Below are 24,797 nucleotides of genomic sequence, written 5' to 3'. Positions count from 1 at the left end.
CATAAGCCGCCTCGGACCCGCCGGGCCGCCGCGATTCCACTATGCGAGCGCGGCGGTCAGTCCCCGGAGAGGGTGCTGTAGAGATCGTCGGGGTCGATCTGGGCCCGGTACTTGAACATGAGGGAGACCGGGCCGCCGAACGATCCGAGGGTGTCGGACGGGTCGACGGCGAACTTGGGCTCGGGCCACTGCTGCGCGATCACGGCCGCGGGCCTGCCGTTCACTTCGAGGAGCCAGGTGGCGCGCCCGCCCGCGATGGTCGGCAGGTACCCGCGCACGCGCAGGGAGGCGACGGCCTCGGCGATCGTGCTCGACTCGGACAGGTCGACTGCCTCGTCGTGGGGGTAGATGTCGTCGCCCATCGCGACGCTCGACCTGTCCACGTTCACGATCATGAGGTCCTCCTCGGTTCGGACTGATCTTCTCCCAGCTGCGGCTGCCGCTAGTCCAGGTCCTCGAAGGTCCCGGAGTGGACCTCGCCGGTCCGGCCGCCGTTCTCGTCGAAGGACCAGAAGCCGGTGATCGTGCGGTCGTGAAAGTTCATGACGTGAGTGACCGCGGTGCCGGTGACCTCGTTCCATCCGAGCAGGTAGACCTTCGGCGAGACCTCGGCGACGTGCAGGTCGACGGTCCCGGAGGCGCCCTCCGAGGCGCCGTCGATCTCGGCGTACTGGAGCTTGTTGCCCTCGGCTCCGAAGATGTTGTGCAGTACGACGCCGTTGTCCAGCCGGATCACGAACGTCTTGCCCGCGAACGCGAAATCACTCATCACGATCCCCCTTGTCGATTCCCCGCGAACCGACCTCCAACCTAAGATCCGGCCCGCCCTGAAACCTCCGTTTTCCCGATTCCCCCGCTCCCCAATCCCGCCGGGGCCTCGCGGCCCCGGCGGGGTCCGGGGCGGGTTCTACGGCTCCGCTTGGGCCGCGAATCCGCCGAAGATGTACAGCACCTGGTCGAGGAACTTGATGCCGGTCTCGGGGGTGTCGACGACTTCAGTGCACGCCATCGCATTGCCGCTCACCTCGCCGGGGAGGTCGGTGGTGGAGATGTTCCATGCGACGAGACCGAGCACGGCGCACACCAGGACGATGCCGACCCAGCGGGGGACCAGGTGCTTCCCGGCCAGGACGACCAGGAGGAAGGCCGTGACGACCATCAGCGTCCCGGAGGTGATCTTGCCGCCTCCGAGCAGCACGATGCCGCATGCGCCGATGAGGACGATTCCGGTCCACTTCGCGATCTTCTTGAGGGTGTTCATCAGGGGTTGCTCCTTGTGGACGACCGGATCGCGCGTGGATCCGGCCAGAGAAGGGGAGGATTTCTCTATTTAACTAGGATGTTAGCACTATAGGACTCACGGCATCGTGCCGTCAATCGCGCCGCGGCCGTGCGCCCGTCCCCTGGCTCTCCCTCGGCCCTCCCCGGTGATCGCGCCGCCGCCGACCGCTTGCGCCCTCGTCAGCAGGCAGCGGCGGCGCGAGCGCTCACATGGCGGGCCCCAGGGATTCGAGGAGAGTCGGTGGGACGAGGCTGTCCTTGATGGCCTGGTCGGCGAGTTCGAGGCGGGTGCGGAACTCCTGGTCCGGGGAGTCGGCCAGGGCCGCGAGGGTGGTCTGCCGCCGCTGGAGCGAGCGTTCGAGCCAGGCCCGCCATTTCGGGTCGGACTCGGCCTTGGCGACCGTGGCGGGCCGCCACACCGGCATCGGCGCGCCCGACACCGCGAACCGCGGATTCGGCTTCAGCGCTTCAGGACCCGGCAGGAAGTCGCGGATGGCCGACTCGGTCCACCCCCGCGCCCGCAGCATCGGCTTCGTCAGCCACACCGACTTGTCCCCCATCCGCACATACTGCGGCCGAGCCGAGGACGCCGATGCCTCGATCGACAGGTCGGTCGAGGCCGGAGCGGCGATCCGCGAGACGGTCAGGACGCCGACCGGCGAGTTGGCGAGGCCCGAAGCCGCGACCGGCGACTGGACCTGCGCCAGGTCGGCCGGAGGCGCCATACGCGCGGCGGACGTCGATTCGATCAGCGCGGCAGTCGGTGTGAATCGCGGCGATTCCGGCTGCTGTGGCGGGAGTGCTGCGTCGGTGAGCGGACCTTCGCGTTTTCGGGTCGGCGGGCGGTTCGCCGCCTTGGCGCGCTTCGGCTTCGGCTCTGTCGGGAAGTGAGCCTGGATGAGGGTTTCGATCAGCCATTTCGTGAAGTGCTCGCGGAGGAGCTCGATGGGGATCGTCTCGAAGCTGAGGGCCTCTGCGACCGCCGCCGGGCCGGGCGGCCCCGCCGCTGCCGGCGTCGCGGCCTCCGCAAGCCCCGCGGCCGGGCGGGCCGCCGGTTCCGGCGGGTAGGGGTCGAGGGTGGTCGCGGTGTGGATCTGGGAGCTGCTGGATGAAGTCGTCATGGTCATCTCACCGTCCGATCGTCTGTCGCACCGGGCCCGGAGATCCGATGCGGTATTCAGTTGCTCACCCGAAGTTATCGACGGGGTACGACGCTTTTCGACCCGTCGTCCCCGATCGGGTGATATGTGATGGCGTTCACGGGGGAGGCGTCAAGGGAGCGTCAAGACAGGCCGGGCCGAGTCCTGATGTGGTCAGTGGGGCAGGGCAGACTTGCCCGCATGCGCGTACTCCTTCTAGGTCCGTTCGACATCCGCGACGACAAGGACCAGCCCCTCGACCTCGCCGGAGCACGACTCCGCGCGCTCGTGGCGCGGCTCGCATTCGAAGCCGGACGGGAGGTCTCCGCCGACACGCTGATCGACGCGATCTGGGAGGACGACGCGACCTCCGCGAACGCCCTCCAGGCCCTCGTGTCGCGCGTGCGCCGCGCCATCGGCGCCGACAAGGTCGTGCGCGGCGCCGCCGGGTACAAGCTCGCCGTCGAACCCGGCGACGTCGACCTCGTCAGGTTCGAGCGGCTCGCCGAGACCGGAAGGCGCGGAGGCGATCTCACCGCGCTCCGCGAAGCCGACGGGCTCTGGCGCGGCCCCGCGCTCGCCGACCTCCTCGACTACCGGTTCGCCCAGAACGAAGCCCTCAGACTGGAGCGCCTGCGCACCGAGACCACCCGCGAGCGGCTCGCCCTCGAAGTCGCCACCGGCACCGACGTGCTCGCCGAACTCGAACCCCTCGCCGCCGCCCACGCCCTCGACGAGCGCTGGCAGGCCCTCCACATGCGCGCGCTCTACGCGACCGGCCGCCCCGCCGAGGCCCTCGACGTGTACGAGCAGACCCGCGAGCGCCTCGCCGACGAGCTCGGCGCCGACCCGTCCTCCGAGCTCGCCGACCTGCACCTCCAGATCCTGCGCCAGTCCTCCGCGCCCGCGCCGAAGCCCGCGCGGCGCTCGAACCTGAAGTCGCTGCTGACGAGCTTCGTCGGGCGCGAAGACGACCTCGCGTCGCTCGCCGACGCCGTCGCCGCCGCGCGGCTGGTCACCGTCACCGGGCCCGGCGGGGCCGGGAAGACCCGGCTGTCGGTCGAGACCGCCGCGGCCATCGCCGCGAAAGGCGGTGCGCCCGACGGGGTCTGGCTCGTGGAGCTCGCTTCGACCACCGACGGGTCCGACGTCGCCCCGGCCGTGCTCCGCGCCATCGGCGCCCGCGAGTCGGGCCTGCTGGAGCCCTCGGCGCACGGCGCCGCCGCCCGCCTGGAGGAGTACTTCGGCGGGCAGGACGCGCTGATCGTCCTCGACAACTGCGAGCACCAGCTCGACGCGGTCGCCGACCTCGCCTCGCGCCTCCTCGGCGCGTGCCCGCGGCTGCGCATCCTCGCGACCAGCCGCGAGGCGCTCGCGATCGGCGGGGAGCGGCTGTTCCCGATCCCGCCCCTGCCGCTGTCCACTGAAGACCCCGAGTCGAGTCCGGCCGTGCGGCTGTTCTGCGAGCGGGCCGCGGCCGTCAGGCCCGATTTCAAGCTCGACGACTCGAACATCGACGCGGTCGTGGAGATCTGCCGCCGACTCGACGGCCTGCCGCTCGCCGTCGAACTCGCCGCCGCGCGCATGCGGGCGCTCGACGCGGCGCAGATCGCGTCCAGACTGGACGACCGGTTCGCGCTCCTCGCCGGATCCGACCGGACCGCGCCCGCCAGGCACCGCACCCTCAGCGCGGTCATCGCCTGGAGCTGGGACCTGTTGTCCGAAACCGAACGGGCCCTTGCCATGCGGCTGTGCGTCTACCCCGCCGGGGTCGCGCTGGAGCGGGTCGACGACCTCGACGCGCTCGCCGGACTCGTCGAAAAATCCCTTGTGGACCGCGACGGCGAGCGGTACCGGATGCTGGAGACGATCCGCTCCTACGCCGTTGCGCGCCTGGAAGAGAGCGGCGACGCCGAAGCGATGGCCGACGAGATGGCCGAGCGCTGCATCGAACTCGCCGAGCGCTCCGACCAGGAGCTGCGCACCGCCGCCCAGATCACCGCCATGGCCCGCCTGACCGCCGAGCACGGCAACCTCGTCACCGTCATCGGCCGCGCCGCGGCCACCGCCGACGTCGAGACCGGGCTGCGGATGCTCGCGGCCCTGTTCTGGTACTGGCAGCTGCGCGGGAGCTACTCCGAGTTCCGGCACTGGGCCGAAGCGGTGCTCGCCGTCCCGGCCGAGATCCCCGAGCACCTCCAGTCGGCGGCGCTCATCGTCTCCGGCGTCGCCGCGACCGCGAAGGGCGGATTCCTTGCGGGACAAGACGACATCAGGGCGGGGATCGCGAAGGGCGAAGCGCTCGAACCGGGTGCGCCGGGCCAGTTCCTGGTGACGATGGCGCCCGCGTTCCTCCCGGACGCCGGGCCCGCCGACGGGCGCGGCCTGGAGGGCTGGGAGCTCGGCACCGCGCTGATCATCGAGGCCGCCGGGGAGAGCCAGACGCGCGGCCTCGAAGGCGCCGCGCCCGCCGACCGCGCCGAAGCCGTGTTCGCGGAGATCGGCGAGCGGTGGGGCCTCGCGTCCTCGCTGCGCATCAAGGCCGAGCGTCTCGGATGGGAAGGGCGCCTTGAAGAAGGAGTGCAGGCGGCCGACGAAGCGGCCCGGCTGCTCGACGAACTCGGCACCTACGGTGACGCCAGCGAGGCGTACGCGGAACTCGCGCTGTGGCGGGCCCGCAACGGCGACGTCGAGGGGTCTCACGAGGCGTTGGAACGGGCGATCGCGCTCGCCGACACGGTCCGGGAGCCCAACTCGATGGCGTACGCGCGGTGGTTCCAGCTGCCGGTGCTCATCAGCGAGGGCCGCTACCGCGACGCGATCGCCGTGATCCCCGACATCGAAGGGGCCCTTGACGGGGCGACCGGCCTCGGCGAGCGGATCAAAGTCCTCACCTCCTCGTTCAAGGACCTCGTGGTGCTGCTCCAGGGCGAGGGCCGCCCGGAGGCCGTCGCGGCCATCTCCGCCGCGAACATCGAGGGCGCGGCGGTCGCGGACCTCGCGATGGCCTGCCGCGTGTCCGCCGCGGCGGCGCTCTTGGACGACGACGCCGCCCGTGCCGCCCGCCTGCTGGGCTTCGCTCGGGCGCTGCTCGGGATCGACGACGGCCGCGGATACGACACGGAGCTGCGCACCGAGGAGCGGGCCCGTGAAGCGCTGGGCGACAAAGCGTTCGAGGAGGCGTACGACGCCGGAGCGAAGCTCGGGCGCGACAGCGCGGTCGCCGAGCTGACCGGCGCGGCGCAATAGCGGAGGGAGCGCCGTCGCCGCGCCTTGCGCGGCGCTGACGTGCCCTGCGGCCGGAGCGGCACGGCCGCGCCGGAGCGACCCGCGCTTTTCGCGGGACCGCCCGAGGCCGTCCCCGGCCGGAGCGGTCAAGCTTGAGCGGCCCCGCGCATCGCGCGGGGCCGCTCCGGTTTCCTGCTGCGGTCTCGCCTTTCGCTCCCGGTGGGGGCGTTCAGATCCCGTACTTCACGGTGACGGTGCCGACGCCGCTGGCCACCTCGATGACGTAGTCGGCGTCGGCGGTCGGGTCGGTCGCGACCCGGATGTCCTGGTCGCCGACGCCGCCGTCGACCCGCACGTCGTAGGTGGTGCCGTCGTCGGGGACGGTGATGACCACGTCTCCGGCTCCAGCGTCGACCGCGATGTCGCCGAGGACCGCGTCGAATTCGAGGTCCACGTCTCCGACGCCGCTCTCCACGGTCACGCCGGTCGTGCGCAGGTTCGTGCCGGTGATCGAGCCGATGCCGGTGATGACGTCGACGTCTCCGTCGAGGCCGTCGAGGCGGATGTCGCCCACCCCGGCGTCGCCCGAGGCGTCGGCGCCCGCGGGCAGGCCGAGGGTGTAGTTCGTCTGGCACTGGTCGATGTCGATGCCTAGGAGGCGGCCGTCGTCGCATTCGCCGCTGACGGAGAGCAGGTCGCCGCTCCATTCCTCCGAGGTCTCGGGTTCGCGTCCGCGCCAGGTCGATTCGAGGCGGAAGTCGAGGGCGGTGCCGCGGGCGGCGTCGAACTCGATGTCGCCGATGTCGGCGGTGACGTCGACGGCGCTCACGGCGCGGTCGAACTCCTCTGTGCGCGTGATGCTGTCGTCCTCGTTGGAGACGGCCCAGGCCCAGGCGCCGAAGATCGTGAAGCCGGTGACGAGGGCGGCGCCGGTGATGGAGCCGCCGACGATCCACCACACCTTGCGGGCGGGGTAGGCGGGCTGGCCGGGGGCGTCGGGCGAGTCGGCCGCGGGCTTGGTCGGGGTGTCGATCATGACCGGTCCTTTGCGTTGCCTTGCAGGAACTTGAGAATGGCGAGCACGCGGCGGTTGCCGCTGTCGGTGGGCGGGAGTCCGAGCTTCGAGAAGATCGAGTTGATGTGCTTGCTCACGGCCCCTTCGGAGAGGAACAGGACCGCCGCGATCCCGGCGTTCGAGCGGCCTTCCGCCATGTGCGACAGGACTTCCCGCTCGCGCGGCGTCAGGCGGTCGAGCTCGTCGCCGTCGCGGCGGACCAGGAGCTGCGAGATCACCTCCGGGTCGAGCGCGGTGCCGCCGTCGGCGACCCGGCGCAGCGAGTCCAGGAACTCCTCGACGTCGGCGACGCGGTCTTTCAACAGGTAGCCGATGCCGCGCATCTGCCCGGTGAGCAGCTCGACCGCGTACCGCTCCTCCACGTACTGGGAGAGCATGAGGATCGCCAGGTCGGGGTAGCTGCGGCGCAGGACCAGCGCGGCCCGCACGCCCTCGTCGCTCTGGTCGGGCGGCATCCGCACGTCGGCCACGACCAGGTCGGGGCAGTCGCGCTCGACCGAGCGGAGCAGGGCCTCGGCGTCGCCGACGGTGTCGATGACCTCCATCCCGCCGATCTCCAGGAGCCGGGCGAGGCCCTCCCGGAGGAGGACAGAGTCTTCGGCGATCACGACGCGCATGGCAGCTCCGCTTCGATGGTGGTGGGCCCGCCGAGCGGGCTGGTCAGCTTGAACGTCCCGTCGACGGACCTGACGCGATCGGACAGTCCCTTGAGGCCGGTGCCGTTCTCGGCGTCGGCGCCGCCGCGTCCGTCGTCGATCACCTTCAGCCGCAGCACGTCCCCGGTGAGGGTCACCTCGACGGCGGCGTGCTCGGCGCCCGCGTGGCGGGCGGTGTTCGTGAGCGCCTCGGAGACCACGAAGTACGCCACGGCCTCCACGTCGCGGGCGACGCGCCGGTCCATGTCGACCTTGAGCCGCACCGGGATCGGCGACCTCGCGGCGACCGCCGACAGCGCGGCGTCAAGGCCCCGGTCCTCCAGGACGGCGGGGTGCAGGCCGCGCACCAGGTCGCGCAGGTCGGTGAGGACCTGCTTCGACTCCTCGTGGGCTTCGGCGAGGGCGCGCTTGGCCTCCTCGGGGAGGTCGGTGAGGGTGGCGCGGGCGATGCCGAGGTTCATGGCGAGGGAGGTGAGGCGCTGCTGCGCGCCGTCGTGGAGGTTCCGCTCGATGCGGCGCCGCTCCGCGTCCGCGGCGTCGACTGTGGAGTGACGGCTCTCGGTGAGGTCCGTGACGCGCAGTTCGAGCTGCTGGGCGCGGGTGGTGCCCACGAGGAGCTGGCGGGCGAACAGCGCGTCGAGCTCCGAGAGGCCGCGCGTGATCCACGGGGCCGCGAGCAGGAGGACCACGCCGCCGAGGAACAGCACGAAGTGCCGGAGCCCGAGGCCCGAGCGGATGCCGAGGATCGGCGAGGCGATCATGGCGGGCGCGATCGTCCACGCGGTCAAGGCGATGAGCCCTGCGAAGAACCCGTACACGCCCGCGATCACGTGGTAGGCGAACTGGCGCCAGGTCTTCGCGGCCCGGACGACGCCGAGGAGGGAGCGGGGCGTGAACGTCACGGGCGCCGACTGGTCCTCGGGCCACTCCATCCCGAGATAGGCGGTGTGGCGGGCGCGCTGGACGATCGTGAGCGCGGCGCTGACGAGCAGGATCGCGGCCAGCGCGATCGCCGGGAGGACGAGGGTGACGAAACCCGCCGCGCCCATGGCGAACAGCACGCCGATGACGATCCCGCCGAGCGTGCCGATCACCGACCCGGCCACCAGGTGTACGAGGGCGAGCCAGGTCCGGCCGTCCCACAGCCCCCGCACGATCACGCGGGGCGCTCGACGCCACGGGAGCGCCTGCGGCATTGCTATGTCCATGCCTAGAACATTAAGCAGATCCGCAGCTCCCGCCATTGCCGCAGGCGCCCGACTTCGGGGTGAAGTTTCCTCTACCCCGCCCCGACCTCACTCGCAGCCGACGCCGTCCCCGTCCCGGTCGAGATGCGACGCGTAGCCGGGTCGCCGCGGTGGATGGGATCGGCGCCCGCGGCGCGGACGGCGTCGCAGTTCTCGTAGTAGACGGAACCGGAGTCGTCGCCGTCATCGCTGCCCTCGCCGGGGTCGCCTGGATCCGCCCGATTCGCCGACCCACTTCTACCTGCGGTTTCGTCGAGTTATCCACAAGTAGGTTCTTCGTGTTCGACAGTTCGATGCCGTACCTGTTGTAGTAGATGGCAAAAACGTCATCCGCTATCGGCGGGATGGCGGCGACAGAGGGGATTCGCGAACGTCGCCATACCGAGGCCCGAGCGCGGGAAGCCACCCGCGCCGGGTCCCCGCCGATAGCTCAGCTCCGCGGGGCACGCGGGCGGCCGACCTGACGAGGTCGGCCGCCCGCGATACACCGCGCTCGATCCCGCGCCCTCGCCCCGGACTCATCCGAGAACCAGGCCCTCAGAGACCGGTCGGAGCGGCGCCCGGCGTCGGGGATTGGGGCGGGGGTGGAGGGATGTAGGACATGTTGCCTCCCAGGGGATCGGAGGGTTGCCGGGGTAGGAAGAGGCTATGCCCGTTGATGCTCCGACAGAATCCGCTGAGCGGTTGAGCGACTACCAACCGTAAGGACTCCCTCGTTCGTGTGAGCGGGGCCCGGGCGGGGACTGGTACCTGGGGCCCACTGGGGGCGGGAAGACTCCACTGCGGGCCCAGTGGATCGGGCCCGGGCGCTCGTAGGTTCGGTCGCGGATGCCGCGGAAGGGGTGCGGCACCGTCTTCCGATTGGAGCAACCCGTCCATGGCCACCTTCCTCTACCGGCTCGGCAGGGGGTCCCTGCGGCTGCGATGGCTCGTCATCGCCGTGTGGGTCCTGATCGCCGCGGGCGTCGGCGCGGCCGCCGTCGCCTTTCAAGAAGAGACCGAAGCCGAGTTCGTCCTCCCGGGCACCGAGTCCCAGGAGGCGTTCGACCTGCTCGCAGAGCGCTTCCCGCAGATGAGCGCCGACGGCGCCTCCGCCAAGATCGTCTTCGCCTCCGAGGACGGGCGGCCGCTCACCGACGCGGACCACGCCGCCGTGGTCGACGGCCTGGCCGCGGTCATGGAGGAGTCGCCGCAGGTCGCGATGGTCGCCAGCCCGTTCGCTACCGGTCCGAACGGGGAACCGGTCGGCATGCTGTCGGCCGAGGACCAGACCATCGGGGTCCTCCAGGTGTCGTACACGGCCCCGCAGAAGGACCTCGACCAGGCGACGATCGACTACCTCGAAGACGCGATCGACGACGTCGAGGGGCAGGGCCTCCAGGTGGAGGTCGGCGGCGACGTGCTCGAAGAGTCCGGCGGGCCGCCCGCGACCGAGGCGATCGGCATCGGCGTCGCGCTGGTGGTCCTGGTCCTGACGTTCGGGGCGTTCCTGAGCGCCGGGCTGCCGATCCTCACCGCGCTCATCGGGATCGCGGTGACCACGTTCGGGATCACGGCCTCGACCGCGTTCCTGGAGGTCAACGACTCCACGAGCATCCTGGCGATCATGATCGGCCTCGCGGTAGGCATCGACTACGCGCTGTTCATCCTCTCGCGCTACCGGAGCGAGCTCGCCCAGGACGGCCGCGTCGACGACCCCGACGCCCGCGCCGAGGCGATGGGCCGCGCCGTCGGCACCGCCGGGTCCGCGGTGGTCTTCGCGGGCCTGACCGTGGTCATCGCGCTGCTCGGCCTCGCGGTCGTGGACATCCCGTTCCTGACGCAGATGGCCGCCGCCGCGGCCGTCGCCGTCTCGCTCGCGGTGGTCATCGCCGTGACGATGCTGCCGGCCCTCGGCGGCCTGCTCGGCGCGAAGGTGTTCTCGCGCCGCCAGCGCCGCCGCATCGCCGCGGGCTTCAAGGAGACGAAGCCGAACGGCGGGAGGCGCTGGGCCGGGTTCGTCACCCGCCGCCCCGTCCTCGTGGGCCTCATCGGGATCGCGGGCCTCGGCCTCATCTCGATTCCGGCCGCCGACCTCGAACTGAGCCTGACGACCGGGCCGTCCGCGGAGACCTCCGCGGGCCGCGCCTCCGCGCTCATCGCCGAGGGCTTCGGCGAGGGCTACAACGGGCAGCTCCTCGTCGTCGGCGACCTCGGCGACGGCACCGACCCGGCCGCGGCCGTCAAGGCCGTCACCGAGGAGCTCGGCGGCGTCGACGGGGTCGCGTCCATCGGCCGGTCCGTCCCCAACGAGGCGGGCGACACGGTCCTGATCTCGGTGATCCCCGAGACCGGGCCCTCCGACGCCGCGACCACCGACCTCGTCCACGCCATCCGCGACGCGCTCGCCGGGGACCCGGACGCGGCCTGGTCGGTCACCGGCCAGACCGCGATGAGCATCGACATCTCCGACACGCTCAGCGACGCGCTCGTCCCGTACCTGGCGCTCGTGGTCGTCCTCGCGGCGCTCATCCTCATGCTGGTGTTCCGCTCGATCCTGGTGCCGCTCATGGCGACCCTCGGGTTCGTGCTCAGCGTGTGCGCGGCGCTCGGCGCGCTCGTCGCGGTCTTCCAGTGGGGCTGGGGCGCAGGGCTGTTCGGCGTCGAGGAACCCGGCCCGATCATGTCGATGATGCCGATCCTCATGATCGGCCTCGTGTTCGGCCTCGCCATGGACTACCAGATCTTCCTGGTGACGCGCGTGCGCGAGGCGTATGTGAACGGCACGGACCCGAAGGAGGCGATCGTGGACGGCTACGGGCACTCCTCGCGCGTGGTGGTCGCCGCCGCGCTCATCATGATGAGCGTGTTCGCCGCGTTCATCCTCGCCGAGCAGTCGTTCATCGCCTCGATGGGCTTCGGCCTGACCATGGCCGTGGTGTTCGACGCGGTCGTCGTCCGGATGGCGGTCATCCCCGCGGTCATGGCCCTCATCGGCCGCGGCTCGTGGTGGATGCCGAAGGGGCTGGACCGGGTCCTCCCGAACGTCGACGTCGAGGGCGAGCGGCTCCACCAGCGCCTCGCCGAGGACGGCGCGGAGGAGAACGCGAAGCTCATCGACGCGGCGAAGTGAATCGCGGACAATGAGGGCCATGAGTTCAGCGCCCGCGGCCGGTCCCGGGGAGCGGGCGGCGCCGCTCCCCGGGGACGACCCGCTGCCGGCGCATCCGCCGCTGGACCGCGTCATGCGGCTGCGGCGGCGGATGCGCGGGTTCGACGAGCGGCACCCGCGGGTGCTGGACGCGGCCGTGGTGGCGTTCGTGGCCCTGGCCGCCCTGGCGGAGCTGCTGTTCGGCGAGGGCGGCTCGGTGCCGGGCTCCGACGCGGGCGACACCGTCCCGGCGGTCATGCCGTACGTGCTGTCGGCCGCGATGGCGGCGGCCCTGTGGTGGCGGCGGCGCCGTCCCGCGCTGGTGTTCTTCATCGTCTCGACGATCGTCGTCGCGCAGTCGGCGATCGGCCTGTGGCTGCCGCCGCGCGTCAGCGTCCTGTTCGCCCTCTGCGTCCTCTTCGCGCTCTATTCGCTCGCCTCGCGCGGCTCGCTGCGGCTGTTCACGTGGGCGGGCGTCGTCATCACCGTGGAGCTGCTGCTCATGGTGCTGGTGTTCGAGGACATCGACCGGCCGCTGCTGAGCCTGTTCTTCATCCTCCCCGCGGTGACCGCCGCGGGCGCGATCGGCCTGGCGGTGCGCATCCGCCGCATGTACACCGCGGCGCTGGAGGATCGCGCGAGGCGGCTCGAAATCGAACGCGACCAGCGCGAGCGGCTCATCGCCGCGGCCGAGCGCTCGCGCATCGCCCGGGAGATGCACGACATCCTCGGCCACAACCTGTCCGTGATGGTCACCCTGGCGGACGGGGCGGCGACCCTCGCCGACAAGCGCGGCGAGGAGGCGGCGGGGACGCTGCGGATGCTCGGCGAGACCGGCCGCGAGGCGATGGACGAGCTGCGGCGCGTCCTCGGCGTCCTGCACGCCGAAGACCGCGACGAGCGCCGGCTGAGTCCGCAGCCGGGAGTTGCCGACCTCGACGCGCTGTTCGACCGCGTGCGCGCAGCGGGCCTGATCGTCAACTGCCGCACGTCGGGGCGCCTCGACCTGCTCGGGTCCGGCGTCCAGCTCACGGTCTACCGGATCATCCAGGAGGCCTTGACGAACACGATCAAGCACGCGGGCGGCCCGGCGGCCGCCGCCGTGACGCTGTCGGTCGACCACAGCCGGGTCCACATCAGAGTGATGGACTCCGGGGGCGGGGCTGCGCGACCGCCGGCCGGGCGCAGCGAACCGGGGCGGGGCCTCATCGGCATCCGCGAGCGGGCCGCCCTCTACGGCGGCACGGTCATCATCGGCCCCAACGGCAGCGGCACCGGCTGGCTCGTCGACGTGGAGCTGGAGCAGACGGCCGCCAGCACCGTGCCCGAACCGGAGGAGGAGACCTCGTGATCACCGTGCTCGTCGCCGACGACCAGCCGATGCAGCGCCTCGGCCTGTCGATGCTCATGCAGGGCACCGAGGGGCTGGAGCTGGTCGGCGAGGCCGCGAACGGCGTCGAGGCCGTGCGCATGGCCGCGCACCTGCGGCCCGACGTGGCGCTCATGGACGTGCGCATGCCCGGCATGGACGGCCTCGAAGCGACCCGCCGCATCGTCGCCTCCGGCGGCCGCACCAGGGTCATCATCCTCACCACGTTCGACCTCGACGAGTACGCCCACGACGGCCTGCGCGCGGGCGCGAGCGGGTTCCTCCTCAAGGACGCCCGCCCCGACGAGCTCGTGTCGGGCATCCGCGCCGTCGCCTCCGGCGACGCCGTCGTCGCCCCGAGGCTCACCAGGCGCCTCCTCGACGCCTATGCGCACCAAGTGCTCTCGCCGCCAGCCGACTCCCCCGCCGCGGCCGACCCGCGCCTGCGGGACCTGAGCGACCGCGAGCTCGAAGTGCTCGTCCTCATCGGCCAGGGCCTGTCGAACACGGAGATCACCGAGCGGCTCGTGCTCACCGAGTCGACGGTGAAGAAGCACGTCGGCAAGGTCCTCGCGAAGCTCGGCGCCCGCGACCGCGTCCAGGCCGTCATCGCCGCCTACGACGCGGGCCTGGTGAAGCCGAAACCCTGACCTTGTTCGGAAAACAGGAGATGCTCCAGGCCGAGGGCTTCGCCCTTGGCCTGGAGTGTCGAGCGAGAAACCAGTCAGGCCCCGTCGAAGACGGGGCCTGAGCCGGACTTGCTGTGGTCGGGTTGACAGGATTTGAACCTGCGACCCCCTCGTCCCGAACGAGGTGCGCTACCAAGCTGCGCCACAACCCGATGTTCTGTTTTCGCGCACACGCTGGGCGGATGCGTCGTTGGGAAATGCTACCCGAACCCGGGCAGGCCCGTCGAACGGGGTCGGGGGCGCGGGGCCCGGTCACATCCGGGCCCCGGCGCCGCGACTAGAAGACCTTCGGGACGAACGTCAGGAGGCTCGCCTCCGGGGCGCACGCGAACCGCACGGGCGCGTACGGGCTGGTGCCCAGGCCCGCCGACACGTGCAGCCACATGTCCTCCCACGGGTGGAGGCCCTTGACGCGCTCGCGGTCGATGCCGCAGTTGGTGACGAGCGCCCCGTAGCCGGGTACGCAGACCTGCCCGCCGTGGGTGTGGCCGGCGGCCACGAAGTCGTAGCCGTCGGACTCGAAGGAGTCGAGGACGCGCGGCTCGGGCGAGTGCGTGAGGCCGATCGAGAGGTCGGCGCTGGAGGGGACGGGCCCGGCGACGAGCTCGTAGTCGTCGAGGTCGAAGTGCGGGTCGTCGACGCCCGCGAAGTGGACGTTCATGCCGGAGACGACCTTGTCGGCGGCGGCGTTGTTGAGGTCGAGCCACCCGCCGTCGACGAGGACCTTCCGCAGCTCCTCGGTGGGCAGCGGCTCGCCGTACCGGTGCTCGTGGTTCCTGTTGAAGTACTGGAGCGGGTTCTTGAACACCGGCGCGTAGTAGTCGTTCGAGCCGAACACGAACGCGCCCGGCGCCTTGAACAGCGGCCGGAGGGTCTTGGCGACCAGGTCGACCGCGTCCGGGTGGGCGAGGTTGTCGCCGGTGAGGAGCACCAGGTCCGGGTCGAGCGCGGACAGGGACGCGACCCAGTGGGCCTTGCGGACCTGCCCGGGCGTCATGTGGAGGTCGGAGATGTGCAGGACCCGGATAGGCTCGGCACCTTCGGGAAGCGCGGGCACCGCGAAGTGCCTGAGCGTGTACTGGACGCGTTCGTATAGGGACGCGTAGGCGAGCGCCAGCGCCCCCGCGCCGACCCCGATCCCGGCTGCTGCGGCAAGTCCACGGCTGATCTTCATACCCCCAACGGTAGATTGTCGAGTTATGAGCGAGCTAAAGACCCAGCTGGAAACGGATATGCGAGCCGCCCTCAAGGCCAAGGACAAGGTGACACTGGGCACGCTCCGCATGATCATCACGGCAATTCGGAACGAAGAGGTCGCCGGGAAGAGCAAGCGCGAACTCGACGACGCCGAGATCGTGAAAGTCCTGGTCAAGCAGGCGAAGCAGCGGCGTGAGGCGGCCGAGGCGTTCCGCGCCGGGGGCCGCGAGGAGTCCGCGGAGAACGAGCTCGCGGAGGAGGCCGTCATCAAGCGGTACCTGCCGACGGAGCTCACTGAGGCAGAAGTCACTGAACTGGTGCGGGCTGCGATCGCCGAGGGCGGGTTCTCCGGGCCGAAGGACATGGGCAAGGTCATGAAGGCGATCGGCCCGAAGACCGCGGGCCGCGCCGACGGGAAGGTCGTCGCCGGGATCGTCAAGGCCGAGCTCGCCGGTTAGTCGCGTGAAAAGCTGAAGGCAGTAGGCCGTCCCAAACCCCCACCCACCCGGAAGGGGAACGTAGCGTCCAGGTTTGCGCGGGGGTCCGACAGGAAACCGCCCCGCAGCGGGCTGCGCGGCCGTGTCGTTCACCACGGCTATCGTTGAGGGTCGGGCCCGCACGCAATTCAGAAGCTTGAGGAATCCATGTCCAGCCACATCTCGGCGGAGGCCGCGCGCCGCCGCACGTTCGCGGTGATCTCCCACCCCGACGCCGGCAAGTCGACGATCACCGAGGCCCTGGCGCTGCACGGCCGCGCCATCTCGACCGCGGGCGCCGTCCACGGCAAGGGCGACCGCAAGGGCGTGGTGTCCGACTGGATGTCGATGGAGCAGGACCGCGGCATCTCGATCACGTCGGCGGCCCTCCAGTTCGAGTACCGCGGCTGCGTCGTCAACCTCCTCGACACCCCCGGCCACGCCGACTTCTCCGAGGACACCTACCGGGTCCTCACCGCCGTCGACGCCGCGGTGATGCTCCTCGACGCCGCGAAGGGCCTCGAACCGCAGACGCTGAAGCTGTTCGAGGTGTGCCGGGCGCGGCGCATCCCCGTGATCACGTTCATCAACAAGTGGGACCGGCCCGCGAAGGACGCCCTCGAACTCATCGAGGAGATCGAGACGCGCATCGGCATCAAGCCCACGCCCGTGACCTGGCCCGTCGGCGTCGGCGGCGAGTTCCGCGGCGTCATCGAGCGGATCGGGTTCGGCGAATGGCGCGACGGCCGCCGCGAGGCCGGACCCCAGGTTCCCGGCATGGTCCGCTACGAGCGTTCCCCCGGCGGGGAGCGGTCGGCGATCGCCGAGCAGCTCGGCGCCGCCGAGGCGGCCGCGATGTTCGGAGCCGACTACGAACGCGCGCAAGAGGAGTCGGAGCTGCTGAGCGAGGTCGAGGCGGACTTCGACCAGAAGACGTTCGAGGCCGGGCAGACCACGCCGACGCTGTTCGGCGCCGCGCTCGTCCACTTCGGCGTCGGGCAGCTGCTCGACCTGCTCGTGGACATCGCGCCGTCGCCGTTCGCGCGCGACGACGCGAAGGGCGAGCCGCGGGAGCTGGAGACCGGGTTCTCCGGGTTCGTGTTCAAGTCGCAGGCGAACATGAACGCCTCGCACCGCGACCAGCTCGCGTTCATCCGCGTCTGCTCGGGCCGGTTCGAGCGCGGCATGCAGGTGACGCAGGCCCAGGGCGGGCGCACCATGTCCACGAAGTACGCGCAGACCCTGTTCGGGTCGGCGCGCGACACCGTCGACGAGGCGTGGCCCGGCGACATCGTGGGCCTCGTCAACGCCACCGGCCTGTCGGTGGGCGACACGATCTACCAGGGGAAGGCCGTCGAGTACCCGCCGCTGCCGGCGTTCGCGCCCGAGCACTTCGGGGCGCTCCAGATGCACGACACGTCGAAGGCCAAGCGGTTCCGGCGCGGCATCGCGCAGCTCGACGCCGAAGGGGTCGTGCAGGTCCTGTACTCCGAGCGGCGCGGCGAGGCCACGCCCGTGCTCGCCGCCGTCGGGCCCCTCCAGTTCGAGGTGACCACGGCGCGGCTCCAGGCCGAGTTCGACGTCCCCGCCACGATCAGCAACCTGCCGTACCAGCTCGCGCGGCTCACCGACGCCGAAGGCGCGGCGCGGCTGCGCACCGCACCGGGCGTCGAGGTGTTCTCGCGGCCCCGCGACGGCGCGTTCCTGGTGGCGCTGCCGAACAAGTACCGCATCCAGACCATCCAGAACGACTACCCGGGGATCGTCCTGGAGCCGCTCCTGGCCGGGGGCCAGGGCTGATGGCGCGCCTGCTGACCTCGGGCGACATCCGCACGCTCTCGCGCGGCCTGAACATCACCCCCACCAAGAAGTGGGGCCAGAACTTCGTCGTCGACGCGAACACGGTGCGGCGCATCGCCGCCGCCGCGAAGCTCGACGCCGATGACGTCGTCATGGAGGTCGGCCCCGGCCTCGGCTCGCTCACCTTGGCGCTCATCGAGATCGCCCGCAAGGTGATCGCCGTCGAGATCGACCCGAAGCTCGCGCTCGCGCTGCCCACGACGGTGGCGCACCGGGCGCCCGAGGAGCACGAGCGGCTCGCGGTCGTCGAGACCGACGCCGCCCGCGTCGCGCCCGAGCAGCTGCCGGAGCCGCCGACGGCGCTGGTCGCGAACCTGCCGTACAACGTCGCGGTGCCGGTGGTGCTGCACGCGCTGGAGACGTTCCCGACGCTGCGCAAGGGCCTCGTCATGGTCCAGGCGGAGGTCGGCGACCGGCTCACCGCGCAGCCCGGGTCGAAGATCTACGGCTCGCCGAGCGTGAAGATGGCCTGGTACGCCAAGGCGAAGCGGGCCGGGTCGGTGTCGGCGAACGTGTTCTGGCCGGTGCCGAACGTCGCGAGCGCGCTCGTCGCGTTCGAGCGCATCCAGAGCCCCGACGCGAACCGCGTCGAGGTGTTCGGCGCGGTCGACGCCGCGTTCGGGCAGCGGCGCAAGATGCTGCGCCAGTCCCTGAAGGCGTGGGCGGGCGAGGACGTGGACGCGGTGCTGGAGCGGTCCGGGATCGAACCCACCAGGCGGGGTGAATCGTTGGACATAGCGGAGTTCATCGCCCTCGCCGACGCCAAGGAGGCGCTGGGCGGGACCAGTCGGACCTGAGGAGGCCTGAATGACCGGACAGACCGCGCCGGCCGCACCGCCGGTCGGCGTTTCCGTCGACGTCCCCGCCAAGATCAACCCGCACTTGGGCGTCGGGGACGCCCGCGCCGACGGCTACCATGCACTGTCCACGGTGTACCAGGCGATCTCGCTGCACGACACCGTGACCGCGGAGCGGCGCGGCGAGCCGGGCATCGAGGTCACCATCTCCGGGGAGGGCGCCGGGGAGCTGCCCACCGGCGAGGCGAACCTCGCGCACAAGGCCGCGAAGCTCGTCGCCCTGTACGCCGGGATCGAACCTGACGTCAAGCTGCACTTGAACAAGCGCATCCCCGTCGCCGGGGGCCTCGCGGGGGGCTCCGCGGACGCGGCCGGCGCGCTCATCGCCTGCTCGCGGCTGTGGGACGTGGAGATCGGGGACGCCGAGCTGCACCGGCTCGCCGCGGGGCTCGGCTCCGACGTGCCGTTCTGCCTCAAGGGCGGCACCGCGATCGGCACCGGCCGCGGCGAGGAGCTGACCCCGGTGGACGCCAAGGGGACCTGGCACTGGGTCGTGGCGACCACGGACACGCAGATCTCGACCCCCGAGTGCTACAAGGAGGTCGACCGGCTCCGCGAGGACGGCATCGGCCGCTACTCCTCCGATGTGGACCAGATCGTGCGGGCCTTCGAGTCCGGCGCCGACGCCGACTCGCTCGCGCGCCTCCTCGTCAACGACATGGAGGCCGCGGCCGTGAGCTTGCGCCCGCAGCTCGCCTCGCTCATGCACGGCGGCCTCGAAGAGGGCGCCCTCACCGCGCACGTCTCCGGCTCGGGGCCGACGATCCTGTTCCTCGCCAACGACGTCAAGCACGCCGTGGCCCTCGCCCGGCGCATCCGGATGCGCGGCGGCGCCAGAAGCGTCCACCTCGCCCACGGCCCCGTCCCCGGCCCCGCCGCCTGAAACACGGCCGCCCGAGACCCGTTCCGCGCGTGCGGGGCCGCCCCGAAATCGGGGCGGCCCCGCACGCGCGTCAGCGGAGATTGCATTTCCATAAAGAAATCTTGCAGAAGCGTTCCAGGCCAACCCCGACCGCGCCCCGCCCTCGCCCGCCCGAAGCCCCGCGAAGCGCACCGGCCCGTAACCCGCGGCCGCTACGTTCACGCCGTCACCAGCCTGCTTCGAGAAAGGTGCGGGGAACATGCCCTCCGTGTTCGAAGACCCAGAAGGATTCCTGCGGGATTTCGAGGCCCGCATAACCGCCATGGCGCAGAAGGCGTCCAGCCTCGACGAGGCCCTTGAGGCCGCCACCGCCACCGCCAAGTCCGAGAACGGCGAAGTGCGCATCAAGGTCGGCGCGGGCGGCGCCCTCCAGGAGATCCACCTCAGCAGCCAAGCCTCCACCCTCACCCCCCGGACCCTCGCCGCCATGATCAAAGAGGTCTACGACCAGGCCGCGATCCAGGCCGGGGACAACTCCACCCGGGCTCTCGCCGATGTCTTCGGCGAGGACAGCGAGATCGTCAGCCAGGTCAGAGCGAACCGCCCCGAGGTGTAGCCGCCGTGCAGAACAGCAATCAGATCCCGTCGGCCGAGGCGTTCGAGAACCACGCCGCAGGCATCAAGTCCAAAGTGGTCGACCGGGTGGCGCAGGCCGCCGACGCCGCGCAGCAGAAGGGCTACGGCGACCTCCTCGACTTCGGCATCGTCAACCTGCCGTTCGCGGGCGGCGCCGCCGACCTCAAGAACAAGGCCGTCGAAGCCCTCGGCCTCGCCGTCGACGGCACCGAGGAACTCGCCGCGCAGATCAAGGAGACCGGCCAGGCGTACCACGACAACGACGACGCGGTCGCCCAGACGTTCAACGAGTTCACCAGCGAGACGGAGCAGCCATGAACGACCTCATCGTCAACCCCGACAAGTCCGTCCCCGGCGCCGGGACCTTCACCGGCGCGAAGGCCCTCCACAGCGCCCAGCTCCTCGCGAACTCCGAGACCGACCTCGAAAAGGGCCTCAACGGCACCGTGATGGCCCTCGACATCATCGGCATGGTCCTCAACCCGCTCATGGGGTTCGCGAAAGCGGGCGTCGGGTTCCTCATCGAGCACGTCGGGCCGCTGCGCGACTTCCTGGAGATCCTCGCGGGCGACCCCACGTCCATCAACGCCACCAAGGACACCTGGAAGAACATCGAGGCCGCCCTCGACCAGGCCGCCACCGACCTCGTCGGCGACGCGGGCACCGTCGCCGACTGGACCGGCGACGCCGCCGACGCCTACCGCGACCGCCTCGCCGACTTCGAGGCCGCGATCCGCGCCGCGGGCTCGGCCTCCGGGAGCATCGCGAAGTACATGGAGGTCATGGGGATCTGGACCGCGGTCACCCGCGCGATCATCCTGGAGGTCATCTGCGAGTTCGTGGCCCGCGCCGTCATGTACGCACTCGCGGCGCTGGCGGCCTCGTGGTTCACCTTCGGCGGGTCGTTCGCGGCCATGATCTCCGGCGTCATCGCCGACGCGCTCGTCCAGATCGCGAAGATCATGACGCACCTCGCGAAGCTCGGCAACGCGATGTCGAAGCTCGCGGGCCGCTTCCCGAAGGTCGCCGGGTCGCTCGACGACGCGGGCAAGGCCGTGTCGAACCTCGGCATGAAGGGGTACGTCAAGACCGGCTACAAGAACATCGCCTACAACCGCAAGGCCCTCGACCAGCAGGAGGCCGCGATCGCGGCCGGCAAGAACACCAAGGGCTTCGGCAAGATGACGGGGACGCAGGGCGACAACGGCGCCGAGATCTACAAGACGCTGCGCAGCCCGTGGGGCTCGGGCAACATCCCCGGCACCGGCGGCCTCAAGCCGATCTACGACAGCAAGGTCATCCCGCAGATGACCTTCAAGGGGCACGAGATCACCGAAGGCAAGAGCATCGCGAAGATCATCGGCGGCTACCCGATGACCGGCGCGAAGGGCGGCATGAAGGGCGCCCCCGCGGCGACCCAGGACCCCGCGCCGCCGGAGAGCCAGCAGCAGCAGTGACGCCCGGGACCGCAGCGCCCTTGGCGGTCAGGCGTTGCGGTCCCAGATCATCCTGAGCCCGTGCAGGGTCAGGTTCGGCTCGTAGTGGGTGATGGTCTCGCACTGCTCGATGACCACGGGCGCGAGGCCGCCGGTGGCGACGACCGCCCTGACCTCGCCGCCCAGCTCGGCGGTGATGCGGCGGACCAGGCCGTCCACTTGCGCCGCAGTGCCGTAGACCATGCCGGACTGGAGGCACTCCACGGTGTTCTTGCCGATGACGCTGCGCGGCTTCACGAGCGGGATCTTCAGCAGGTTCGCGGCCCGCGAGGCGAGCGCGTCGATGGAGATCTCGATGCCCGGAGCGAACGCGCCGCCGAGGAAGTCGCCCGCATCGGAGATCACGTCGATGTTCGTCGACGTTCCGAAGTCGACGGTGATGCACGGCCCGCCGTAGAGGTGGAACGCCGCGTATGTGTTCGCGATGCGGTCGGGCCCGGCCTCGCGCGGGTTGTCGATGCTCAGGCGCACACCGGTCTTCACGCCCGGCGCGATCTGGACGAGGCGCGCGTGCGGGTAGTACCGCTGCGCCATCTTCGCGACCTCGGCGCCCTGCTGCGGCACCGTGGACGACAGCGCTATCCCCGAGAGGTCGACGCCGTCGCCGTCGAGGAGGGCCCGGAACGTCAGGCCCAGCTCGTCGGCGGTGGCGTGCGGGTCGGTGCGGATCCGCCACGAGTGCTTGAGGGTCTCGCCGTCGAACACGGCCAGGACCGTGTTCGTGTTCCCGATGTCGACGCACAGCAGCACGGCTACTCCTCGAAGTCCAGGCCGATGTCCAGAATGGGCGAAGAGTGCGTCAGCGCGCCCACGGAGATGTAGTCGACGCCGGTGGCGGCGTAGTCGACCGCGCTGTCGAGGGTGATGGTGCCGGTGGCCTCCAGCTCGGCGCGCTCGCCGACCGCTTCGACGACCTCGGCGAGCTCCTTGGGGCTCATGTTGTCGCACAGGAGGAACACGGCTCCGGCGGCGACCGCTTCGAGGGCCTCCTCGATGGTCTCGACCTCGACCTGGACGTCCACATCGGGCTCGGCGGAGCGGACCGCGTTGAACGCCTCGGTGATCGAGCCCGCAGCCTCCTTGTGGTTGTCCTTGATCATGGCGACGTCGTACAGGCCCATGCGCTTGTTGTCGCCGCCTCCGGCGCGGACCGCGTACTTCTCGAAGGCGCGCAGGCCCGGCGTGGTCTTGCGGGTGTCGAGGACGGTGGTGTGCCAGTCGGCGAGGACGTCGGCGAAGCGGCGGGTGTGGGTGGCGACGCCGCTGATGCGGCACAGCAGGTTCAGGGCGGTGCGCTCGGCCGCGAGGAGCGAGCGGGTGGGGCCGGTGACGCGGGCGAGGACCTGCCCGGCGCGGATGCGCGCGCCTTCCTTTGCGAGGTAGGTGAACTCGACGTCCCCGGGCATGGCGTGGAAGACCGCGTGGGCGACCGGGAGGCCCGCGAGGAGCCCGTCGGCGCGGGCGGTGACGGCCACGGTGGAGGTGTGCTCGGGGCCGAAGATCGACTCTGAGGTCACGTCGCGGCGCGCGTGGGAGAGGTCCTCGTCCAGGTAGTCCTGGACGGCGACGTACACGTCCTCGGGGTCGAGGCGGCAGGCGAGCAGCCGCTCGTCCAGTCCGGCCCCGCCGGGGACTTCGGCGAATCTGCTCATCTGATGGGCTCCCAGGTGGTTTCGAGCTCCCCGTCGGAGCTGATGGACAGGCACAGGTGGCCGAGCCAGGCGTCGGCGGCGTCGGGGTGGTCCTCGCGCCAGTGGCTGCCTCGGGTCTCGCGGCGGCGGTGTGCCGCGGCAGTGACGGCGGCCGCCACGGTCAGCAGGTTGGTTGCCTCCCATGTGGCCGGTCGCGGACGTCCGGACACATTGTCCCCCAATGCCGTGAGCGATGCCGCGGTGGCCTCCAGTGACGATTCGGAGCGGAGCACGCCCGCGCCTTTCGTCATCGCCTCCTGGAGGGGCGCGCGGGAGGTCGTGGAGCAGACGGTGCCCTCGCCCTCGGGGAGCTCGGGGACGCCGGGGCTCGGCTTGCGCTCGGCGAGGTCGTCGGCGATGCGCTGCGCGAACACGAGCGCTTCGAGCAGCGAGTTGGAGGCGAGCCGGTTGGCGCCGTGCAGGCCGGTGCAGGCGGCCTCCCCGGCGGCGTAGAGGCCGGGGACGCTGGTGCGCCCGTGCAGGTCGGTGCGCACGCCGCCGGAGGAGTAGTGGGCGGCGGGGGCGACGGGGATCATGTCGCTCACGGGGTCGACGCCGATGGCGCGGCACGACGCGGTGATCGTCGGGAACCGGTGCTCCAGCATGTCGCGGCCGAGGTGGCGGGCGTCGAGCCACATGTGCGGCTTGCCTTCGGCGATCATGCGGTTGGTGATGGCCTTGGCGACGACGTCGCGGGGCGCGAGCTCGGCGAGCTCGTGGCGGCCGACCATGAACCGGTCGCCGGTGAAGTCGCGGAGGTACGCGCCTTCGCCGCGGAGCGCCTCGGAGATGAGCGGCTGCTGGTCGACGCGGACCGCGTGCGCGTCCTGGAAGTGTCGGTCCCCGGGGATACCGTCGGGACCGAGTTCGGGGCTTCCGGCCTTGGTGCCGCCGCCGGGGCCGGAGGCGCCGGGCCGACCGCGCAGGCCTTGGACGCCTGCGACGTACAGGGACGTCGGGTGGAACTGGACGAACTCCAGGTCGGTCACGGTCGCACCGGCCCGCAGCGCCAGCGCCACGCCGTCGCCGATGGACACGGAGGGGTTGGTGGTCGACTGGAAGATCTGACCGAGGCCGCCGGTGGCGAGCACGACCGCGCGGGCCTCGACGCCGCCGACGCCGTGCTCGACGCCCTCGCCGAGGACGTGGAGGCTCACCCCGGCCGCGTGGCCGCGGGCGTCGGTGAGCAGGTCGAGGACCATGGCGTTCTCGATGATGCGGATCCACGGGTCGCGCAGGACCGCGGCGTGGAGTGCGCGCTGGATCTCGGCGCCGGTGGCGTCGCCGCCGGCGTGGACGATCCTTCGGGCGCGGTGGCCGCCTTCGCGGGTGAGCTGGAGTGATCCGTCGGGGTCGCGGTCGAACTCGGTGCCGAGGTGGATGAGGTCGGCGATGCGTTCGGGGCCCTCGGTGACGGTGACGTCGACGGCCGCGGGGTCGCAGAGGCCGACGCCGGCGATCTGGGTGTCGCGGGCGTGCGCCTCGGGGGTGTCGTGCGGGTCGAGCACGGCGGCGACGCCGCCCTGCGCCCAGCGGGTGGAGCCGTCGTCGATGTGGACCTTGGTGACGACGGTGACGTGGAATCCGGCCTGCCGCAGGTTGAGCGCGCAGGTGAGCCCGGCGACGCCGGAGCCGATGACGCACACGTCGGTCGTCTCGGTCCATGACGGCGCGGCGGCGCGCAGCCGCCGCGGCAGGCGGGGCAGGTGCGGGAGCGCCCCGGCCTCCGGCCCAGTGAACACGGGTGGCACGTGCCGTCGCCCTTCTAGCCGGGTCGGCCCGGTCGCCCGGGGACCCGCTCGGTGTGCGCGCCGACGGGCGCGCGGTTCGGATCAACTGTGCCCTCACGGGGCGCCTCCGCGCCAGCGGACGTGACGATCGCGTCACACAGACGGGCGGGAATGCGAA

The 24,797-nt window shown here is 71.3% G+C and carries 22 protein-coding genes, 1 tRNA gene and 1 pseudogene; 11 read left to right on the top strand and 13 right to left on the bottom strand.

The genetic code is table 11. The features are described 5' to 3' along the window. Positions 1-56: 56 nt before the first annotated feature. The 4 genes from B0I28_RS06415 to B0I28_RS06400 all read right to left on the bottom strand — a co-directional run bounded on the left by B0I28_RS06415 (position 57) and on the right by B0I28_RS06400 (position 2,402). Positions 57-395, bottom strand: a complete 339-nt coding sequence (locus B0I28_RS06415) for a hypothetical protein (protein WP_106362964.1) — start codon at positions 393-395, stop codon at positions 57-59. A 47-nt stretch (positions 396-442) separates the two neighbouring features. Next, a complete protein-coding gene (locus B0I28_RS06410) occupies positions 443-769 on the bottom strand; it encodes a MoaF-related domain-containing protein (RefSeq protein ID WP_106362963.1) in 327 nt (108 codons plus the stop codon). Positions 770-907: 138 nt separating this feature from the next. Beyond that, complete coding sequence (locus B0I28_RS06405; protein WP_106362962.1) at positions 908-1,261, bottom strand: hypothetical protein; 354 nt, start codon at positions 1,259-1,261, stop codon at positions 908-910. 226 nt (positions 1,262-1,487) lie between these two features. Further along, positions 1,488-2,402, bottom strand: a complete 915-nt coding sequence (locus B0I28_RS06400) for a hypothetical protein (protein WP_146147985.1) — start codon at positions 2,400-2,402, stop codon at positions 1,488-1,490. Positions 2,403-2,621: 219 nt separating this feature from the next. Here B0I28_RS06400 and B0I28_RS06395 point away from each other — a divergent pair, with 219 nt between their 5' ends. Continuing rightward, positions 2,622-5,669 (top strand): AfsR/SARP family transcriptional regulator, encoded by a 3,048-nt coding sequence (locus tag B0I28_RS06395; RefSeq protein ID WP_181245661.1) that lies wholly within the window; start codon positions 2,622-2,624, stop codon positions 5,667-5,669. A gap of 208 nt (positions 5,670-5,877) precedes the next feature. Here the strand turns inward: B0I28_RS06395 and B0I28_RS06390 are convergent, their stop codons facing one another. The 4 genes and pseudogenes from B0I28_RS06390 to B0I28_RS28430 all read right to left on the bottom strand — a co-directional run. Then, positions 5,878-6,684, bottom strand: coding sequence for a DUF4097 family beta strand repeat-containing protein (locus tag B0I28_RS06390; protein WP_106362959.1), 807 nt, complete (start codon positions 6,682-6,684; stop codon positions 5,878-5,880). Further along, positions 6,681-7,340, bottom strand: coding sequence for a response regulator transcription factor (locus B0I28_RS06385; RefSeq protein WP_106362958.1), 660 nt, complete (start codon positions 7,338-7,340; stop codon positions 6,681-6,683). Before B0I28_RS06385 ends, B0I28_RS06390 begins: the two co-directional genes overlap by 4 nt. Continuing rightward, on the bottom strand, positions 7,328-8,587 hold the full coding sequence (locus B0I28_RS06380) for a sensor histidine kinase (protein ID WP_219926597.1): 1,260 nt from the start codon (positions 8,585-8,587) through the stop codon (positions 7,328-7,330). The genes B0I28_RS06385 and B0I28_RS06380 overlap by 13 nt, the downstream gene beginning before the upstream one ends. A gap of 87 nt (positions 8,588-8,674) precedes the next feature. Beyond that, positions 8,675-8,799: pseudogene (locus B0I28_RS28430) on the bottom strand (excalibur calcium-binding domain-containing protein); the annotation flags it as partial. A 704-nt stretch (positions 8,800-9,503) separates the two neighbouring features. Between B0I28_RS28430 and B0I28_RS06370 the strand changes: the two are divergent. Genes B0I28_RS06370 through B0I28_RS06360 form a run of 3 tightly spaced genes read left to right on the top strand, consistent with a single transcriptional unit; the run spans position 9,504 to position 13,775 of the window. Beyond that, entirely contained in the window at positions 9,504-11,738 is a 2,235-nt protein-coding gene (locus B0I28_RS06370; protein WP_106362956.1) for an MMPL family transporter, read from the top strand. Between the two features lie 19 nt (positions 11,739-11,757). After that, positions 11,758-13,107, top strand: a complete 1,350-nt coding sequence (locus tag B0I28_RS06365; protein WP_106362955.1) for a sensor histidine kinase — start codon at positions 11,758-11,760, stop codon at positions 13,105-13,107. Beyond that, on the top strand, positions 13,104-13,775 hold the full coding sequence (locus tag B0I28_RS06360) for a response regulator (protein WP_106362954.1): 672 nt from the start codon (positions 13,104-13,106) through the stop codon (positions 13,773-13,775). The genes B0I28_RS06365 and B0I28_RS06360 overlap by 4 nt, the downstream gene beginning before the upstream one ends. A gap of 114 nt (positions 13,776-13,889) precedes the next feature. Here B0I28_RS06360 and B0I28_RS06355 read toward each other — a convergent pair. Then, a tRNA-Pro gene (locus B0I28_RS06355) sits at positions 13,890-13,966 on the bottom strand. Between the two features lie 125 nt (positions 13,967-14,091). Continuing rightward, entirely contained in the window at positions 14,092-14,988 is an 897-nt protein-coding gene (locus B0I28_RS06350) for a metallophosphoesterase (RefSeq protein WP_106362953.1), read from the bottom strand. 25 nt (positions 14,989-15,013) lie between these two features. Here B0I28_RS06350 and B0I28_RS06345 point away from each other — a divergent pair, with 25 nt between their 5' ends. The 7 genes from B0I28_RS06345 to B0I28_RS06310 all read left to right on the top strand — a co-directional run bounded on the left by B0I28_RS06345 (position 15,014) and on the right by B0I28_RS06310 (position 21,159). Beyond that, a complete protein-coding gene (locus B0I28_RS06345) occupies positions 15,014-15,469 on the top strand; it encodes a GatB/YqeY domain-containing protein (protein WP_106362952.1) in 456 nt (151 codons plus the stop codon). Positions 15,470-15,655: 186 nt separating this feature from the next. Further along, the gene (locus B0I28_RS06340; RefSeq protein ID WP_106362951.1) at positions 15,656-17,287 is read left to right on the top strand and encodes a peptide chain release factor 3; all 1,632 of its coding nucleotides are present in this window, start codon (positions 15,656-15,658) and stop codon (positions 17,285-17,287) included. After that, positions 17,287-18,144, top strand: coding sequence for a 16S rRNA (adenine(1518)-N(6)/adenine(1519)-N(6))-dimethyltransferase RsmA (gene rsmA, locus B0I28_RS06335; RefSeq protein WP_106362950.1), 858 nt, complete (start codon positions 17,287-17,289; stop codon positions 18,142-18,144). Before B0I28_RS06340 ends, rsmA begins: the two co-directional genes overlap by 1 nt. A gap of 10 nt (positions 18,145-18,154) precedes the next feature. Beyond that, a complete protein-coding gene (locus B0I28_RS06330; protein ID WP_106362949.1) occupies positions 18,155-19,087 on the top strand; it encodes a 4-(cytidine 5'-diphospho)-2-C-methyl-D-erythritol kinase in 933 nt (310 codons plus the stop codon). A gap of 247 nt (positions 19,088-19,334) precedes the next feature. Beyond that, a complete protein-coding gene (locus tag B0I28_RS06320; RefSeq protein ID WP_181245660.1) occupies positions 19,335-19,682 on the top strand; it encodes a YbaB/EbfC family nucleoid-associated protein in 348 nt (115 codons plus the stop codon). Between the two features lie 5 nt (positions 19,683-19,687). Next, complete coding sequence (locus tag B0I28_RS06315) at positions 19,688-20,020, top strand: type VII secretion target (RefSeq protein ID WP_106362947.1); 333 nt, start codon at positions 19,688-19,690, stop codon at positions 20,018-20,020. Further along, positions 20,017-21,159, top strand: a complete 1,143-nt coding sequence (locus B0I28_RS06310) for a hypothetical protein (protein WP_106362946.1) — start codon at positions 20,017-20,019, stop codon at positions 21,157-21,159. Before B0I28_RS06315 ends, B0I28_RS06310 begins: the two co-directional genes overlap by 4 nt. 27 nt (positions 21,160-21,186) lie before the next feature. Here the strand turns inward: B0I28_RS06310 and B0I28_RS06305 are convergent, their stop codons facing one another. From B0I28_RS06305 to B0I28_RS27830, 3 genes are read right to left on the bottom strand one after another with little or no spacing between them, the layout of a single operon-like run. Further along, on the bottom strand, positions 21,187-21,948 hold the full coding sequence (locus tag B0I28_RS06305; RefSeq protein WP_106362945.1) for a type III pantothenate kinase: 762 nt from the start codon (positions 21,946-21,948) through the stop codon (positions 21,187-21,189). 2 nt (positions 21,949-21,950) lie between these two features. Then, the gene (nadC, locus tag B0I28_RS06300) at positions 21,951-22,850 is read right to left on the bottom strand and encodes a carboxylating nicotinate-nucleotide diphosphorylase (RefSeq protein ID WP_106362944.1); all 900 of its coding nucleotides are present in this window, start codon (positions 22,848-22,850) and stop codon (positions 21,951-21,953) included. Then, on the bottom strand, positions 22,847-24,640 hold the full coding sequence (locus B0I28_RS27830; protein ID WP_245888901.1) for an L-aspartate oxidase: 1,794 nt from the start codon (positions 24,638-24,640) through the stop codon (positions 22,847-22,849). The genes nadC and B0I28_RS27830 overlap by 4 nt, the downstream gene beginning before the upstream one ends. Positions 24,641-24,797 lie beyond the last annotated feature (157 nt).

It is taken from the genome of Glycomyces artemisiae (assembly GCF_003002955.1).
Taxonomy (GTDB): Bacteria; Actinomycetota; Actinomycetes; order Mycobacteriales; family Micromonosporaceae; genus Glycomyces; species Glycomyces artemisiae.
Note: the sequence above shows the minus strand (reverse complement) of the source record. Positions and strands in the feature narration are given on the sequence as shown.